Annotated in this window: 15 protein-coding genes; 6 read left to right on the top strand and 9 right to left on the bottom strand. The window is 63.9% G+C overall.

Going from position 1 to position 14,043, the window contains the following annotated elements; translation table 11 throughout:
• Window positions 1-436 precede the first annotated feature (436 nt).
• Both CWO89_RS30050 and CWO89_RS30045 read right to left on the bottom strand, forming a co-directional pair.
• Window positions 437-991: a DedA family protein gene (locus CWO89_RS30050; protein WP_130582184.1), complete on the bottom strand. Its 555-nt coding sequence runs from the start codon at window positions 989-991 to the stop codon at window positions 437-439.
• Between the two features lie 30 nt (window positions 992-1,021).
• Window positions 1,022-1,264 carry a hypothetical protein gene (locus tag CWO89_RS30045; RefSeq protein WP_130582183.1) on the bottom strand — a complete coding sequence of 81 codons (243 nt, stop codon included), beginning with the start codon at window positions 1,262-1,264 and terminating at the stop codon, window positions 1,022-1,024.
• Between the two features lie 80 nt (window positions 1,265-1,344).
• On the opposite strand from CWO89_RS30045, the gene CWO89_RS30040 reads away from it, so the two are divergent.
• Together CWO89_RS30040 and CWO89_RS30035 are read left to right on the top strand one after the other, a co-directional pair.
• A complete protein-coding gene (locus tag CWO89_RS30040; RefSeq protein ID WP_130582182.1) occupies window positions 1,345-1,566 on the top strand; it encodes a hypothetical protein in 222 nt (73 codons plus the stop codon).
• A gap of 11 nt (window positions 1,567-1,577) precedes the next feature.
• Window positions 1,578-1,982 carry a hypothetical protein gene (locus CWO89_RS30035; RefSeq protein ID WP_245476651.1) on the top strand — a complete coding sequence of 135 codons (405 nt, stop codon included), beginning with the start codon at window positions 1,578-1,580 and terminating at the stop codon, window positions 1,980-1,982.
• A 45-nt stretch (window positions 1,983-2,027) separates the two neighbouring features.
• Here the strand turns inward: CWO89_RS30035 and CWO89_RS30030 are convergent, their stop codons facing one another.
• The 3 genes from CWO89_RS30030 to CWO89_RS30020 all read right to left on the bottom strand — a co-directional run bounded on the left by CWO89_RS30030 (window position 2,028) and on the right by CWO89_RS30020 (window position 6,207).
• Entirely contained in the window at window positions 2,028-2,585 is a 558-nt protein-coding gene (locus CWO89_RS30030) for a GNAT family N-acetyltransferase (protein ID WP_130582181.1), read from the bottom strand.
• Between the two features lie 6 nt (window positions 2,586-2,591).
• Window positions 2,592-4,949, bottom strand: a complete 2,358-nt coding sequence (locus tag CWO89_RS30025) for an Orn/Lys/Arg family decarboxylase (RefSeq protein ID WP_130582180.1) — start codon at window positions 4,947-4,949, stop codon at window positions 2,592-2,594.
• Window positions 4,950-5,055: 106 nt separating this feature from the next.
• Window positions 5,056-6,207, bottom strand: a complete 1,152-nt coding sequence (locus CWO89_RS30020) for a DJ-1/PfpI family protein (RefSeq protein ID WP_130582179.1) — start codon at window positions 6,205-6,207, stop codon at window positions 5,056-5,058.
• Window positions 6,208-6,464: 257 nt separating this feature from the next.
• Between CWO89_RS30020 and CWO89_RS30015 the strand changes: the two genes are divergently transcribed.
• Window positions 6,465-6,854, top strand: a complete 390-nt coding sequence (locus CWO89_RS30015; RefSeq protein ID WP_130582178.1) for a COG4315 family predicted lipoprotein — start codon at window positions 6,465-6,467, stop codon at window positions 6,852-6,854.
• A gap of 188 nt (window positions 6,855-7,042) precedes the next feature.
• Here CWO89_RS30015 and CWO89_RS30010 read toward each other — a convergent pair whose 3' ends face one another.
• On the bottom strand, window positions 7,043-7,486 hold the full coding sequence (locus tag CWO89_RS30010; RefSeq protein WP_130582177.1) for a cupin domain-containing protein: 444 nt from the start codon (window positions 7,484-7,486) through the stop codon (window positions 7,043-7,045).
• 63 nt (window positions 7,487-7,549) lie between these two features.
• The gene (locus CWO89_RS30005; protein ID WP_130582176.1) at window positions 7,550-8,104 is read right to left on the bottom strand and encodes a PAS domain-containing protein; all 555 of its coding nucleotides are present in this window, start codon (window positions 8,102-8,104) and stop codon (window positions 7,550-7,552) included.
• A 726-nt stretch (window positions 8,105-8,830) separates the two neighbouring features.
• Here CWO89_RS30005 and CWO89_RS30000 point away from each other — a divergent pair.
• Window positions 8,831-9,871 (top strand): acyl-CoA desaturase, encoded by a 1,041-nt coding sequence (locus CWO89_RS30000; RefSeq protein WP_130582175.1) that lies wholly within the window; start codon window positions 8,831-8,833, stop codon window positions 9,869-9,871.
• On the opposite strand, the gene CWO89_RS29995 is transcribed toward CWO89_RS30000, so the two are convergent.
• On the bottom strand, window positions 9,829-10,758 hold the full coding sequence (locus CWO89_RS29995; RefSeq protein ID WP_130582174.1) for a class I SAM-dependent methyltransferase: 930 nt from the start codon (window positions 10,756-10,758) through the stop codon (window positions 9,829-9,831). The genes CWO89_RS30000 and CWO89_RS29995 overlap by 43 nt on opposite strands.
• Before the next feature lie 435 nt (window positions 10,759-11,193).
• Between CWO89_RS29995 and CWO89_RS29990 the strand changes: the two genes are divergently transcribed.
• Together CWO89_RS29990 and CWO89_RS29985 are read left to right on the top strand one after the other, a co-directional pair.
• Window positions 11,194-11,991, top strand: coding sequence for a rhomboid family intramembrane serine protease (locus tag CWO89_RS29990; RefSeq protein WP_130582173.1), 798 nt, complete (start codon window positions 11,194-11,196; stop codon window positions 11,989-11,991).
• A gap of 199 nt (window positions 11,992-12,190) precedes the next feature.
• Window positions 12,191-12,619 carry a CBS domain-containing protein gene (locus CWO89_RS29985; protein ID WP_130582172.1) on the top strand — a complete coding sequence of 143 codons (429 nt, stop codon included), beginning with the start codon at window positions 12,191-12,193 and terminating at the stop codon, window positions 12,617-12,619.
• A gap of 3 nt (window positions 12,620-12,622) precedes the next feature.
• On the opposite strand, the gene CWO89_RS29980 is transcribed toward CWO89_RS29985, so the two are convergent.
• Complete coding sequence (locus CWO89_RS29980; protein WP_463703022.1) at window positions 12,623-13,675, bottom strand: patatin-like phospholipase family protein; 1,053 nt, start codon at window positions 13,673-13,675, stop codon at window positions 12,623-12,625.
• Window positions 13,676-14,043: the final 368 nt, after the last annotated feature.

The following is a 14,043-nucleotide window of genomic DNA, read 5'->3' as shown; positions in this document are numbered from 1 at the left end:
ACGCAAAGCGCCGCGAGAACGCAAACTCACATCCCCACGCTGTCTGACACATGAATGAGAAGCCAACCCCGTCATTGCGAGCGTAGCGAAACAATCCATAGCGCCGCTTGTGGAGAGGTGGATTGCTTCGCTCCGCTCGCAATGACGCCGTCGTCCTGGCGAAAGCCAGGACCCATAACCACGGGCCTTTGTATGTGCTCCGCTGCAACCGCTTGCTCGCACCACAACAACTCCCTGTGGTTATGGGTCTCCGCCTGCGCGGGGACGACAGCGGTGCAAGCTGTAGGGTGGGCAAAGCGACTTGTCCGCCGTAGCTCAACGAGCGAAGGCGGAAGCGTGCCCATCATCGCGAGCACGGCACTGGATGGTGGGCACGGCGCAAGTGCGCCTTTGCCCACCCTACGGTCTCAAGCGCAAGCGCTTGCTCGCGCGCCGCTCACCGCCAAAACCGCTGCAGCACATGCTCCCACAGCCACGCCCACGCGATCCCGCCGATGTCGCCGAGCTGCAGCAGCACCGCGACCCAGACAAACGCCGAGACGAAATTCGCGATCTGGAACGGCTGCTGCGGCATCCGCAGCATTCCCGCGACGATCGGCACCGAGGCGCGCAAGGGGCCGGAGAAGCGGCCGATGAAGATCGCGAGCACGCCCCATTTCTTGAGGAAGGCCTCGCCGTGCACCAGGAGATTGGGATGCCGCGAGAACGGCCACATCCTGGCGATCGCATGATCGAACTTGCTGCCGATCCAGTAGGACAGCCAGTCGCCGAATGCAGCACCGAGCGCGCCGGCGGCGAGCATCGGCAGGAAGGCGATGCCGCCGGACCTCATCATCATCCCGATGCCGACCAGCACAGCCCAGGCCGGCACCACGAGCGAGAGGAAGGCGAGCGATTCCGCGAAGGCAAGCGCAAACACGATCGGCGCCGCCCAGGCGCGGTGATCCCTGACGAACTCGACGACATGCCGGGCGGATTCTTCGAGGGACATCGTACCGCCGCTTCCGATCCGCCTTGTCCGTCACCCTTGGCCGATACCACCACTCCGCCCGGGATTTTCCGGCGAATTGCGCACGCCCGACACCGAGCGCTGGGTCGAGGCGCTGGAGAGCCGATCAAGGCGGCGCATCCCGAAATGTCGCCGTTCATCAAGCCACAAATCCGTCACCACTATAAGGCGGTGCGCAACATCAGGTTCGACGGTGGCTAAAATTGAGGCTATCATGCCGACGTGCGAAAGCGAAAGATGCAGGCCAGCCTTCACGACTTTGCGCTGGCGCAGCCGGAACTTTCGCCCTAATCTCTCATTAGTTTTGCAGTTTCATCCAGCAAGGGAGTGCGGGGATGGCGACGCAAATCGTGATGGATCACACTGGCGACAGCCGGCACAATTTCAATCCCGCCGACGAGAAGGCCTTGCGCGAAGCGCAATTGCGCTTCGACGCATTGATGAAGAGCGGTTACACCGCTGCGGTGCGGGACGTGTCGGGGCAGCCGACCGTGGTCCGTTCCTTCGATCCGAACGCCGAAGAGACGCTGTTCTATCCGCGACTTGTCGGCGGCTAGGCCGGTCCATCATGTCCGGCAGGCTGTCGCGGGCGTTCGCCGAGGCCGCGCGGCTCTCGCGCGCGGCCTGGCGGCGGTTCGTCGAATATTGCGTACTGGATGACAGCCAGTCGCGCGGTCTGGCGCTGCTGAAGGAATGGCTAACGCCCGAGCAGCTCGTGCAGTATGAGACGAGCGGCTATTTCGACGTGGTCGGCTGCCACTCTGGCAGACGCTACCGGATCCGCCACGGCACCGGCATGAACATCTATGAATTGGACGAGCTCGGCCGGCTGCATGCGGGTTGGTGTTTTGTGCCCCGGGACACGCTGGTGGCCGGCGACGTCATGCTGGCGCAAAAAATCGCGCTCGAAGCCAACGAGCGCTCGGCGCTTGCGGTGGCGCGAAGCTTCCCCGTCCGCTGGCGGCCGACATAGTCGGGCTGTCGCAGCTTAGCGTCGCGGCTCTTACCGTCGCGGCTCTTACCGTCGCGACAATGGGGCTGGTGGCGGCGGCGCGGTGGTGCCGGGGCCGAGCGAGCGTTGCACCATCGCGGTGTCGGCCCAGCGGCCGAAGCGATAGGCGACGCCGGGCAACAGCCCGACCCGGGCAAAACCGAAACGCTCGTGCAGCGCCAGCGAGGCCGCGTTGTCGCTGTCGATATAGCCGATCATCTGGCGAAAGCCGGCGGCCGCGCACGCGTCGATCAGTTCGCCGAGCAGGAGGCGCCCGATGCCGCGGCCGACCTGGTCGTGACGGACATAGATCGAATGCTTTACCGCATAGCGATAGGCCGGCCGCTTCCGGAACAGCACCACATAGGCATAGCCGACCACCTCGCCGTCACGGGTCGCAACCAAATGAGGCAGGCGATGGTTGCGGAAATTTTTGCGCCGGTCGCGGAAATCATCCGGCTCCGGCACCCCGCTGTCCTCGACGCTGTCATCGACGCCGCGCCGGATGTGGCGGCGGTAGATCGACAGCATGGCCTCGACATCGGCCTCGCGCGACGGCCTGACGATGATCCGCTCTTCGTTCATCGGCCGTCACTCGGAAATCACGTAGGTGAACAGGCGCACGCGCCCCGCCTCGTCGATCTCCTTGTAGACGCCCTGGATCTCGACCTCGAAGCCCGGGAACGCGTTGAAGGATGCCTCGAACATCTTCAAGTAGTCGATCATCGGCCGGGTCTGTTCCGACAACCGTTCACCCGGCACGATGGTGGCGATGCCGGGCGGGTAGACCACGAATGGGGTTGCGGCAATGCGGCCCGAGATCTCGCCGATCGGGAGATAGTCGACGTCGTTGCGCACGAGGTAGCGTGATGCCTCGCGCGGCGACATCGCAATCTCGGGCAGGTGCTCGGGCAGGAACTGCTTGCGCTGCAGCGCGCTCACATCGGCTGCGCGGAAGAAGCGGTGCATGTCGCCGCAGAGGTCGCGCAGGCGCACGCCGGCATAGCGGGCAGGCCTGCGGCGGAAGAATTCGGGGATGACGTCTTCGAGCAGCGCATTGTCGTCATGCAATTTCTTGAAGGCGACGAGCCCCGAGATCAGCGTCCCCGCCTTGCTCGCCTCCACGCCGGGCGTGAGCAGGAAGAGCAGGGAGTTGAGGTCGTTCTTCTCGGCGACGATCCGGTTCTCCCGCAGATATTGCGCCACCACCGGCGCGGGAATGCCGTGGTCGGCATAGGCGCCGGTGGCGTGATCGAATCCGGGCGTGAGCAGCGTCAGCTTGTTCGGATCGGTCATGGCAAAGCCCGCCGTCATCTCGGGGAAGCCATGCCAGCTATCGCCGGGCTGGAGCTGCCAGAACACGGGATTGGTCGCGAGCTGGTCGGTGGAGATGGTTTCCCAGGCGACATTGTGCGCCCCGCCTTCGCGCGCGACATCCGGAATCATCACGCGGTCCGGCACGAACGGCTCGAAGAACCAGCGCCGCTCGGGGCGGGCCTCGTTCTCCTCGAACTCGCGGCGGGTGGCGCGGATCTTCTTGCGCAGCTCGATGCCGAGCCGGATCGTGTCGTCCCACAACACCTCGCCGGAGCGGCCCTTCATCATCTGCGCGCCGACATCGAGCGAGGCGAACAGCGGATAGAATGGCGAGGTCGAGGCGTGCTGCATGAAGCTTTCATTGAAACGCCGATGCTCGACCCGGCGCTTCTGGCCCTTGATGTGGCGGTCGCGGACGTGGATCTGGGAGGCCTGCGAGAAGCTCGCGAGCTGCTTGTGTGTCGATTGCGTCGCAATGATGCCGGGCGCCTCCGGGCCGAGGTCGGCGAGGCCCATTGCGAAGCGGCCAGCATAGATCGGATGGAACTTCATGAAGCCGGCCCAGGCCTCGTCGAACAGGATGTAATCGCAGAGATGGCCGATGCGCCTCAGGATCATCTCCGCGCTGTGAATAGTGCCGTCATAGGTGCATTGCTCGACCACGGCGACGCGGAAGGGGCGGGGCCTCTTCCAGGCATCCTTGTCCTTGACCAGCGGATGGTTGCGGATGCGCTCGCGCAATGCGGCCTCATCCAGGGCGTCCCAGCGCATCGGCCCAATCAGGCCCCAGGCGTTGCGAGCGGTCGGCACATAGACCGGTATGCCGCCGCCGAGCATCAGCGCGCCGTGGTGGGCGGCCTTGTGGTTGTTGCGGTCGAACAGCACGAGGTCGCCGTCTGTGACCAGCGAGCCGAGCGCGACCTTGTTGGACGTGGAGGTGCCGTTAAGCACGAAATAGGTCTTCTCCGCGCCGAAGATCCTGGCGGCTTCCTTCTGCGCCCGCAGCGCCGGCCCCTCGTGAGTCAGCAGGTCGCCGAGGTCGAGCACGGAATTGTCGAGGTCGTCGCGGAACACGGCTTCGCCGAGATGCTCGACGAACACGCGTCCGATCGGGCTGCGGCTGTAGAACACGCCGCCATTGTGGCCGGGGCAGGTCCAGAGCTGGTTGCCTTCCTCGGCATAGTCGACCAGCGCGCCGAAGAACGGCGTCTTCAGCGTCTCGGCATATTGCTTCAGCCGGCTGATCAGGTTCTTGGCGATGAACGGCGGCGTTTCCTCCGACAGGAACACATAGCCGTCGATGAAGTCGAGCACCTCGACCGGCAGGTCCTCGAACCGCTTGCGGCGGATCAAGAGGATGATCGGGAAGTCGAGCCCGCGCCGCCGCATCAAATTGATCAGCGACGCGGTCTTGCCCTCCAGCCCCTTCTTGCCCCAGTCGACCACCATGCAGCCGATCGCCGCGTCGGTCTGCACCGCGATCTCGGCATCCTCGAGCTTGCGGGCGCGCACGACCTCGAAGCCGGAGCGCTGGATCTCGTCGATGATCTGGTTGAAGCGGATGCCCTCGAGATCCTCCGGATCGAATACGGGCGCCGCGAACAGGAAGGTGAAGCGTCGGAAATAGTCCATCGGTGTCCTCGGAATGGTCCGAGCGAGAAGTCGGCACATTTCGTGACAGGCAGATGACGGTGGACCCAGTGAGGGAAAAATGATGGCCGGGCGGGCCGATGCCGCTTCAATTCGGTGGGCCTTGCCTCGGATATTCGAGCTGCATGGCGACGAAATCGGCCGTTCGCCCGCCGTAGCGTGCCTCGATCCGCTGCAGCGTCTGGTCCAGCGCCTGTGCCGGCGGCAGTGACCCGACCGGTTGCAGCAATCGCTCGGCGGGCCACTGCGTCGCGACCTGATCGGGCAGGATGCGCAGGCCGTTGCGGCTCGGCTGTGCCTCCGCCGTCGCGGCAAAGGTCACGGTGCGCGAACGATAGGTCCGCGACCAGGCGTCGGCTGCAAGCGCGAGCGACACTTCGTCGATGCCGGGCGCCAGCGCGATGCCGAGCTGCTCTTTGTTCCAGAAGGCAAGCGTGTTCCCGATCGCCGTGAGCGCGAACGGCCGCGTGAACTGGAACGCGCCGCTGTCGTGGCGGGCATCCCAATGGGGCAGGCCGATGTCGCGGGCGACGGCTTGCGCCTTCTCGCGGCCGGCGATCGCTTCGATCAGCGTGAGCGACATCGGCATCGAAGCCGTGATCCCCGTTGTGGTCGCAACGCCCTGGTCGACCACGATCCTGCGATCCCTGATGTAGTGGATCGCCGGATGCTTCTCGCGCAGGTCTTTCAGCGAGTACCAATGCGTGGTCGCCCGCTTGCCGTCGAGCAATCCGGTGCTGGCGACCACCATGGTGCCGACGCAGACGCCGATGACGACGGCGCCTTTTTGCGCCTGCTGCCTGATCCATTGCACGACGACCGGATCGTCGTCACGGCTCATGGCGGGGACGATGACATAGTCGGCGCCATCGGGATGTTGCGCATCGAACGCCGCGATGGTGGCATCCGGCTCGACTTTCAGCACCGGAAACAGCGTCACCGGTCCGGGTCCCGTCGCAAGCGTCACCACGTCGGCGACATCGGCGCGTTTGAGGATGCCATAGGGCATCAGATAGTCGGTGGTCTCGGTCTGATCGTTGATGCCGACAATCGCGATCAGCGGCCGCTGCCGCTTCGGCGGCTTCAACGCCGCGATGGTGGCGTCAGCCTCCTGGCTTGCGATCGGCGGCATGTTTCCAAGCGCAGCTCGCGAGGGCAGCGTCAGAAGCCAGCCGCCACCAATGATCAAGAAAAGCGCGGCAGCGGCAAGACCGCCCCACGCGAGAAGCCGCCAGTTCATTGCCTGCGTCGCTCTACGAATTCACCTCGCACTCGCTGCGCAACCTATCTTCTCACGCCGCGGCGCGAAATGACGCAGATCCGGCAAAAACCGACACGGGGACAGGGCTGGATCGGTGAGCTTCGGTCGAAAGCCACTTGCCGAATTATTCCCCGCGTCAGGCAAACATTGCGAAAAAATTCTTCGTGCTCTCCGGCGGAATAGAACGCGCCGCAGCATGTCCTACTCATGCAAGCTATTTCCTTACAGGAGCTATCATGAAGATCGCATCGATTGGTTTCGCACTCGCCACCGCCATTTCCCTGGCGACGGTCTCCACGGCGCTCGCCGCACCGCCGACCAAGACCGGCTCCACGACGAAGGGAACTGTGCTGACGGACGCGAAGGGCATGAGCCTCTATACCTTTGACAAGGACGCCGATGGCAAGTCTGCCTGCAATGGCCCGTGCGCAACGAACTGGCCGGTCCTGAAGGCTGAGGCGAGCGACAAGGCGGGCGAGGGCTACACCATCATCACCCGTGACGATGGCTCCAAGCAGTGGGCCTACAAGGGCAAGCCGCTTTACACTTTCGCCAAGGACCAGAAGCCCGGCGATATCACCGGCGACGGCTTCCTCAACGGCGCCTGGCATCTTGTGCAACCCTGATGAGGTTGAGCTCGAGATAACGCGAGAGGCGGATCAGCGCAGCATGATCCGCCTTTTGTTTGAGCATGATCTCCGCGCAAACGCTTCGCGTTTGTCGCGAGGGAAAACCGGTATCCGCTTTTCCGGATCATGCTCTAGCTGGCTTGCACGCCTGCCTCCCGCGGGGGCGCAAAGAAGTCGGCGGGCCGTTATTTCGTGTGTCCCCACGCCTCGTCCCAGTCCGCACCAGCCGCGTCGACGACGCGGCCGTCGGCCTCGAAGAACTGGTTCGGCACCTGGAAGATCGCGAGGATCAATCCGCCTTCGGGGCACCAGGCGACGTGGCGGCTGCCGGCTTCGCGCCAGATGAACTCGCCTGCGTTCGCGGCAATGCCCTGCGCCGGGCCTTCCTTGTCGACGAGCGAACCTTCGAGGACATAGGTCTGCTCGATATTGACGTGCTCGTGGTCGGGCAGCACCGTACCAGGCGCAAAGCGCATCAAGGCTGTCATCAATCCGGTGTTGCGGTCGAACAGCAGCGTCTTGGCCTCGCAGCCGGGGAAGCGGGTCTTTTGCCACTCCATTTCCTGCGGGCGCACGAGATGGGAATGCGTATCGGCGGTCTGATGCGCCTGCGGCGTCGCAGCGTCCATGGCGTTCCTCCGGTTTCGTTGAACCAAAGGGATGATAGCCGGATCGCGCAGCGGCGTCAGCGGTTACCGCAGTCCCTCATAGACCATGAATCCGCGCGCGATCGCGAGCTTTCGCAGCGCACGCGGCACAAATCTTTCCGGCGGATGCAGATAGCGCCACGAGGTTAGTTTGAAATCGGAGAGCGCGGTCGCGACGCTCTCGAACGGTGCGAGCAGGCCGGTGAGGCTCACCGGCACATGCGCGCGGTTGTTGAAGGGGAGCAGCAGCAATTCGAGATGCGCCGGCGTGCCCGCCTGGCTCGAAGCCGTGACGCCGGCGACGGCGGGCAGCATCTCCTCGGCGACAAAGGCGACGATGTCTTCGATCTGGCGGCGGCTCTCACCGGTGAACAGCGCCGCAAAGCTCTTGTCCTTGAGGTCGCGGCCGAGCAGGGCGCAGACGCGCGTGCCGGCGACGCGAAAGGGAAAGCCCGCTTCATGCCCGTAGGACAGCACGAAAATGTCGCCGAGCCGCTCGCGAACGGCCTCGGGATCGAGGTCGCAGCGATCGGGCGCGCGCGCGTTGCCACGCGTCTTGTCCCAGTAAGCGAAGAATTCGCGGCTTCCCGGATGCTTCATTCAAGAACCTTGCCTCGCGCTTGCCGCGCCGGGACACATCTGTCCCGGTTTTGCGCAAGCGCATTCATTCTCAGTAGTGCAGGGGAACTTTTGCAGCGTCCATGCCGCGGCCATGTTTTCGCAGGCTTTCCGGCGGCTTTGCGGTGTTAACGTTAAATTAACTATGAGCTTGGCGCGGCCCGCATGCCCCTCTACTGTCCGCTCATTCCCGTTCTTGCCGGCCGTTCTCCAGGGGCCGGCGGGTCCGTACACAGGTGGCGTCGAACAATCAGGTCATCGCGCGGGGAGGGGTGGGGATGTGCTCCCGTTCCCCTTGGGCGCGACAAGACCCGACAGCAGCAGAGGGCGGGCCTTCTCAGGGCCCGCCCTCAATGCCTTTAGGAGGCGTTATCTGCTTGATTTTTCCCTGGCTTGGCCTCGACCCTGGGTCCGTATTCCACCTTGGAGGCGCCGTCGGTGCGGCGCCTCAGGGGAGCAGGTGCAAGACACTGTTGGGGAACGTGAGTGTCTCCACACAACCTAGCAACGAAGGGCCTGTTCCGAATCCGATGCAGGCACTGTCCGCGTTTGATCCTCACTTCCGGACCAGGGCCCACCGAGTTGAGTGATTCGCGGCTTGAAGTGCCAAGCGTCAAGTTGAAGTTATTCTAAGAAGCTGTAGCGCAAACCCGGAACCTGCGACAGGTCGTCGCGAGCACAGCGCGACACCGGCCGGCGGAAAGCGGGGTGACACCGAGCGCGCTTCATGCGAACACTCACACGATGGACACATCGGAGATATATCCTGCCGCTGAGCGCCGGTGGCCGCCGACGATTGTCATTGGCCGCACGGCCAGGGGTCCCGTTCTGCGCATCGAGCTGCTGCAGGTCCTCTCGATCTTCAGTCTTGCCTTGGTGGTGATGGGCAGCGTCGCCGGCGTATGGTGGTTCTCCGTCCACGGCATTACCTGGTTCGAGCCTTTGCTGTTGCTGTCCGTGACCTTCGTCACGGGACTCGGCATCACGCTCGGCTACCATCGCTTGTTCTGCCATCGCGCCTTTGTTGCGCGTGCCCCGCTCGCTGCAGCGCTCGGGATTCTTGGCGCGATGACCATGCAGGGCCAGATCTTGGGGTGGGTCTCGATCCATCGCAAGCATCACCGATACAGCGACCGGCCCGGCGATCCGCATTCGCCGCGCCCGCGCGGAGCCGGGATTGTCGGCGCCATCCGAGGCTTCTTCCAGGGCCATGTTGGATGGGTGATGTCCGACGTCTATTGCGTCTACGTCGACTACGTGCGCGATCTGCGCCGCGATCCGGTCGTTCGCTGGGTTGATCGTTGGTATTGGCTGTGGGTCGCCGCCAGTTGGATCATACCCGGCTTCATCGGTCTCGCTTGGTACGGGACGGCGGATGGATTCTGGGCCGGCTTCTTCGCGGGCGGTCCGCTGCGCACGCTCTGGCAGCTCAATTGCACCTGGGCGGTGAACTCGATCGCGCATCGCTTTGGCCGACGGCGCTTTGAAACACGCGAGGACAGCCGCAACAGCGCGCTGGTCAACACTCTCACCATGAACGGCGAGGGGCTGCACAACAATCATCACGCCTTTCCGTGGTCGGCAAGCTTCGCGCTCTTCCGGGGCGAGATCGACCCCGGCTATTGGGTCCTGCGCGGTTTCGTGGCCATGGGCTGGGCGTCAAAGGTGCGGGTGCCCGCCCCACACCTTGTTGCATCGCGGGCCGCTCAGCGGACGACCGATCCCTTGCGCTCGAGCACCAACCGATAGAGCGTAAGGGCGCCGGCGAGATAGGCGTCCAGGCACGTCTTGAGATTATGCATGTAGTCACTCACCATCTCGCGCCCCACCAGCGCAACCAGATCGGCCTCCTGGTTCCGCAGATTTCTTAACCAGGCTCGCAGCGTGTAGATGTAGTCGCGCGGTTTTCCTTCGAGATGCACGAGGTCAAACCAGCGTTCGCTGGCGAGCAGCATCTCACTGGCGTGAGGCAAGTTGCCTTCAAGCCAAAAACCGTCGATTCCGCTTTGGCTGATGTGGCGGGCCTCGCTGCCGAGCTCGATGTTGCCCCAACCGTTGACCTGGATCGAAGCCCGGCCACCGACCCTGAGCGTGCGAGCGCAGAACTCGAAGAACAGACGGTAGGCCTCGATACGCTGCTGACGATCCGCAGCCTTGCCGGTGAAATGCTCCATCGCCTCGAGGCTCACGATCGCGTCGAACGGGCGATTCGACTGATAGTCCTGCCAGGCCGAAATCTCAGTCACGAAATTCTGTGGAGCGTAGCTCCGCACGTACTGGGCCTGGTTGTCGGCAAGTGTCAGGCCGACATAGTCGATATCGGGCCGGCGCACCATCAGCCGCTTGATGAGGCTGCCCCAGCCGAATCCGACGTCGAGCACGCGCTGCGCGGTATCGGCGCCAGACATATCGATGTGCCAGTCGAGCTTGCGGAGTTGCGCCGCCTCGAGCGTGTCGCGGTTGGCGGGTTCCATCCAAATGCCAGCCGAATACGCAAGATTAGGTCCGAGAAAGTGCTCGTAAAGTCGCGGCTCGCGGTCGTAGTGGGCCTGAATCTCGGCTTTCGACGCCCCCAGATTGGGGATTGCCGCCGCGGGCGTTTCGAGAATGGTGTCGGTTACGCGAGTGCTGGCCATCACAGCTCCAGGAAATCAGGGTATTCAAGAGAGTACCCCAGACTATGGTCGGCTCATACCCCAACCGCAACCGCTTGGCCATCGCGTGCGGTATGAGTGCTGGTGAAGCCAAACGGTCATTATGCGAAGGCAGCGATCGGCTCCTTGGCCCCTCGGACGCAATTTTTCGCCGAGCCGATGTCGAAGAGGTGCCCGTCGCAATAGTCTTTATGAATTTCAGCCGTTTCGGCTTTCCAGATGCGGTCCGTTCAATGGATTTCAACGGGGCCAAGACGGCCGGTTTTTCAGAATCGTCAAATGATTTCAGGGATAGGCTAGCATTCTCAGGGCGCGCCCTTATTCTTTTTCCTTGCCGCTTGTGCACTTGCACAATGCGGCCAAAGCCGCCTATCTGGGCTGATCGCCTATCCGCGCCGCGCTAAGGTTGCCCGTCCCTTGGAATCGCAGTTTGAACCTCCGCATGATGCGCCGCCGGATCGTCCGCACGAGCCGATCCTCACCTTGCCCGCGGCGCTGACCGCCTACATCGCGCTGATCGCGGTCATCCACTTGCGCGTGCTGCTGCCGCCGGAGTGGGAAAACTGGACCATCGACGTCTTCGGTTTCATTCCGAAGCGCTACGATTCCACGCTGCTCAACATCACCTTCCCCGGCGGCGAGGGCGCCAAGGTCTGGACCTTCGTCACCTATTCGCTGCTGCACGCCAATCTTACCCATATCGTCTTCAACGTGCTCTGGCTCTTGCCGTTCGGCAGCGCGCTGGCGCGGCGGTTCGGCGCGTTGCGCTTCTATCTGTTCATGGCGGTCACGGCGGCCGCCGGCGCGCTCGCGCATCTCCTGACCCATGAACATGCGATCGCGCCGATGATCGGCGCATCCGCGTCCGTCTCCGGCACCATGGCGGCCGCGATCCGCTTTGCCTTCGTGAAGGGCAGCTTCCTCTCCTTCAGCCGCGGCGACGCGGAGGCGGCGGCAAAGGTGCCGGCGCTGTCCCTGTCGCGCGCGCTGCGCGATGGTCGCGTGCTCGCCTTTCTCGCAGTCTGGTTCGGCGTCAATCTCATCTTCGGGATCGGCTCGATCGCGATCGGAGCCGACGGCGCCAGCGTCGCCTGGCAGGCGCATATCTGCGGGTTCCTGGCAGGGCTCGTGCTGTTCTCGCTGTTCGATCCGGTGCCGCGGGAACGCCGTCATGCTGCAGATGCGTTGTCGCCTGACGGACCGGACCGCGTCTGATCGCCGCTTGCGGCTCAGGGCGATTTCATCCATCATCGGTTGAAAGTTGTGACGCAAGCTGCCGCCTCTTGCGCTGCATGATGGCCGCGCTTGTTGCCCACCGCGCCGGAAACGAAAACTGCGCGGAACTGTTGATTGAAGACTCGCGAACGATGTCGCGCCTCCTGGTCGGGGCGCGGCAGGGATTCAGGAGGCGGCAATGACGGTACGTTCCATTCTCGATTCCAAGGGTCATCAGATCACGAGCGTCCCGCCGGACGTTACCTTGACCGATGCGATCAAGACGCTCGGTGAGCGCAAGATCGGCGCCGTGCTGGTCATGAAGGAAGGCGGCATCGAAGGCATCTTGTCGGAGCGCGACATTGTTCGCGTGCTTGGCGAGCGCGGCGCCGGCGCGCTCGATGAGCCCGTCAGCGCGGTGATGACGCAGAAGGTCGTCAGTTGCCGCCCGTCCGACACCGTTGCCGGCATCATGGAAATGATGACGCTCGGAAAATTCCGCCATCTGCCCGTGCTCGAGGACGGCCGCGTGGTCGGCTTGATCTCGATCGGCGACATCGTCAAGCGCCGGGTCCAGGAATACGAAGCCGAGCAGGAAGCGCTGCGCGACTACATCAAGACGGCCTGAAATCTATTCCTTGGTCTCGTCGGGGACTGCGCCGGTAGCGGTCGTCGTTGCCGGCGGCACCAGGATGTCGATTGCTTCCTGGATCGACTCGATCGCACGCTCGGCGGCACGCACGCCATGCGCGATCAGCTCATCGGCGCGATGGAAATCGAACCAGCCGATCTTGCCGACCCGCGGCGAGATCAAGAGGTCCGGCGGATCGCCGGCGAGCCGCGCGCGCGTGATGCGGTCCTGCATGATGTTGAAGGCGTCCACCATCACGGTCGAGATGCCCGGCCGCGTGCTGCTGCCGAAGAATTCGCGCTTCATGGTGCGCTCGGCCGAGAAAAACTTGCCAAAGCGGCGCTTCGGCGGGACGGGATCCGGAACGACTTCGGGCACGACGGTGACCTCGGTCGGCTGGCCGTGCGAATAGATCGTCGTGGAATGGTTAAACACGTCGCTTGAAAGATTGGCGGCGATCACGATCTCCGCGCCGAACGCGCGCGCCGCCGATACCGGCACCGGATTGACCAGCGCACCGTCGACCAGCCAGCGGTCGCCGACCAGCACGGGTGCGAAGATGCCGGGCAGCGCGTAGGAGGCGCGCATCGCATCGACGACGCGGCCGTGGGTCAGCCAGATCTCATGGCCCGTGCGCACCTCGGTCGCGACGCTCGCAAACTTCACCAATAGATCCTCGATCTGGGTCTGGCCGATCGCGGATTCCAGTTCGGCGGCAAGCTTGCTACCGCCGATCAGGCCCGAGCCGTTCAGGCGGATATCGAGATAGCCGAAGATGTTGCGGGGCTGCAGGCTGCGCGCCCACGCCTCCAGCGTATCGAGATGGCCGGCCGCGTAGGCGCCGCCGATCACGGCGCCGATCGACGTGCCGACCACGACATTCGGAACGATGCCGTGGGCGATCAGCGTCTTGACGATCCCGATATGGGCAAAACCGCGTGCGGCGCCGCCACCCAGTGCCAGCCCGATCACGGGCCGCCGCTGGGCGCCAAGGCCTAGCTTGTCGGAGCCATCGGCGCTCTTCTGGCTCCGGCCCATCCAGCTATCCAACACTCTGACTTCTCCTGCCGCCGCGAGATTAGGCTCCGCGACGAGGCGCCGCCAGAATCGTTCGCATGCATGGTTTATGCCCTAGCAGCATAGCGCGTAGGGAGGGATTGTGACTTGAGCGCGACCGCCACGTGGGGGGTCTGGGTTCCATAACCGCAACCCGTAGGGCGATGGAGGCTTGAATTTGCCGTGTTTTCGTTGAAAAGCATCGTTCCATGACTGTTTGGGGCGATCGCATCGGACGATGCGGGCGGGGCGTGCTGCTTCTCCCGGCGATTTGGCTTGCCATAGCCCTGGTTTTGGCGGTTCCGAGCGCCGTTTCGGCGCAATGGTTTGGTGAGCGGCCGCCCCCGGTACCGCCGGCCGCGGTT

This window comes from Bradyrhizobium sp. Leo170 (genome assembly GCF_004296405.1).
GTDB lineage: Bacteria > Pseudomonadota > Alphaproteobacteria > Rhizobiales > Xanthobacteraceae > Bradyrhizobium.
The sequence above is the reverse complement of the archived record's forward strand: the minus strand, read 5'-3'. Positions and strand labels throughout refer to the sequence as shown.

Excerpts from the sequence above, each read along its gene's own strand:
- CWO89_RS30050 (WP_130582184.1), bottom strand. The coding sequence starts at position 991 with ATGTCCCTCGAAGAATCCGCCCGGCATGTCGTCGAGTTCGTCAGGGAT.
- CWO89_RS30040 (WP_130582182.1), top strand. The coding sequence starts at position 1,345 with ATGGCGACGCAAATCGTGATGGATCACACTGGCGACAGCCGGCACAAT.
- CWO89_RS30035 (WP_245476651.1), top strand. The coding sequence starts at position 1,578 with ATGTCCGGCAGGCTGTCGCGGGCGTTCGCCGAGGCCGCGCGGCTCTCG.
- CWO89_RS30030 (WP_130582181.1), bottom strand. The coding sequence starts at position 2,585 with ATGAACGAAGAGCGGATCATCGTCAGGCCGTCGCGCGAGGCCGATGTC.
- CWO89_RS30025 (WP_130582180.1), bottom strand. The coding sequence starts at position 4,949 with ATGGACTATTTCCGACGCTTCACCTTCCTGTTCGCGGCGCCCGTATTC.
- CWO89_RS30020 (WP_130582179.1), bottom strand. The coding sequence starts at position 6,207 with ATGAACTGGCGGCTTCTCGCGTGGGGCGGTCTTGCCGCTGCCGCGCTT.
- CWO89_RS30015 (WP_130582178.1), top strand. The coding sequence starts at position 6,465 with ATGAAGATCGCATCGATTGGTTTCGCACTCGCCACCGCCATTTCCCTG.
- CWO89_RS30010 (WP_130582177.1), bottom strand. The coding sequence starts at position 7,486 with ATGGACGCTGCGACGCCGCAGGCGCATCAGACCGCCGATACGCATTCC.
- CWO89_RS30005 (WP_130582176.1), bottom strand. The coding sequence starts at position 8,104 with ATGAAGCATCCGGGAAGCCGCGAATTCTTCGCTTACTGGGACAAGACG.
- CWO89_RS29995 (WP_130582174.1), bottom strand. The coding sequence starts at position 10,758 with ATGGCCAGCACTCGCGTAACCGACACCATTCTCGAAACGCCCGCGGCG.
- CWO89_RS29985 (WP_130582172.1), top strand. The coding sequence starts at position 12,191 with ATGACGGTACGTTCCATTCTCGATTCCAAGGGTCATCAGATCACGAGC.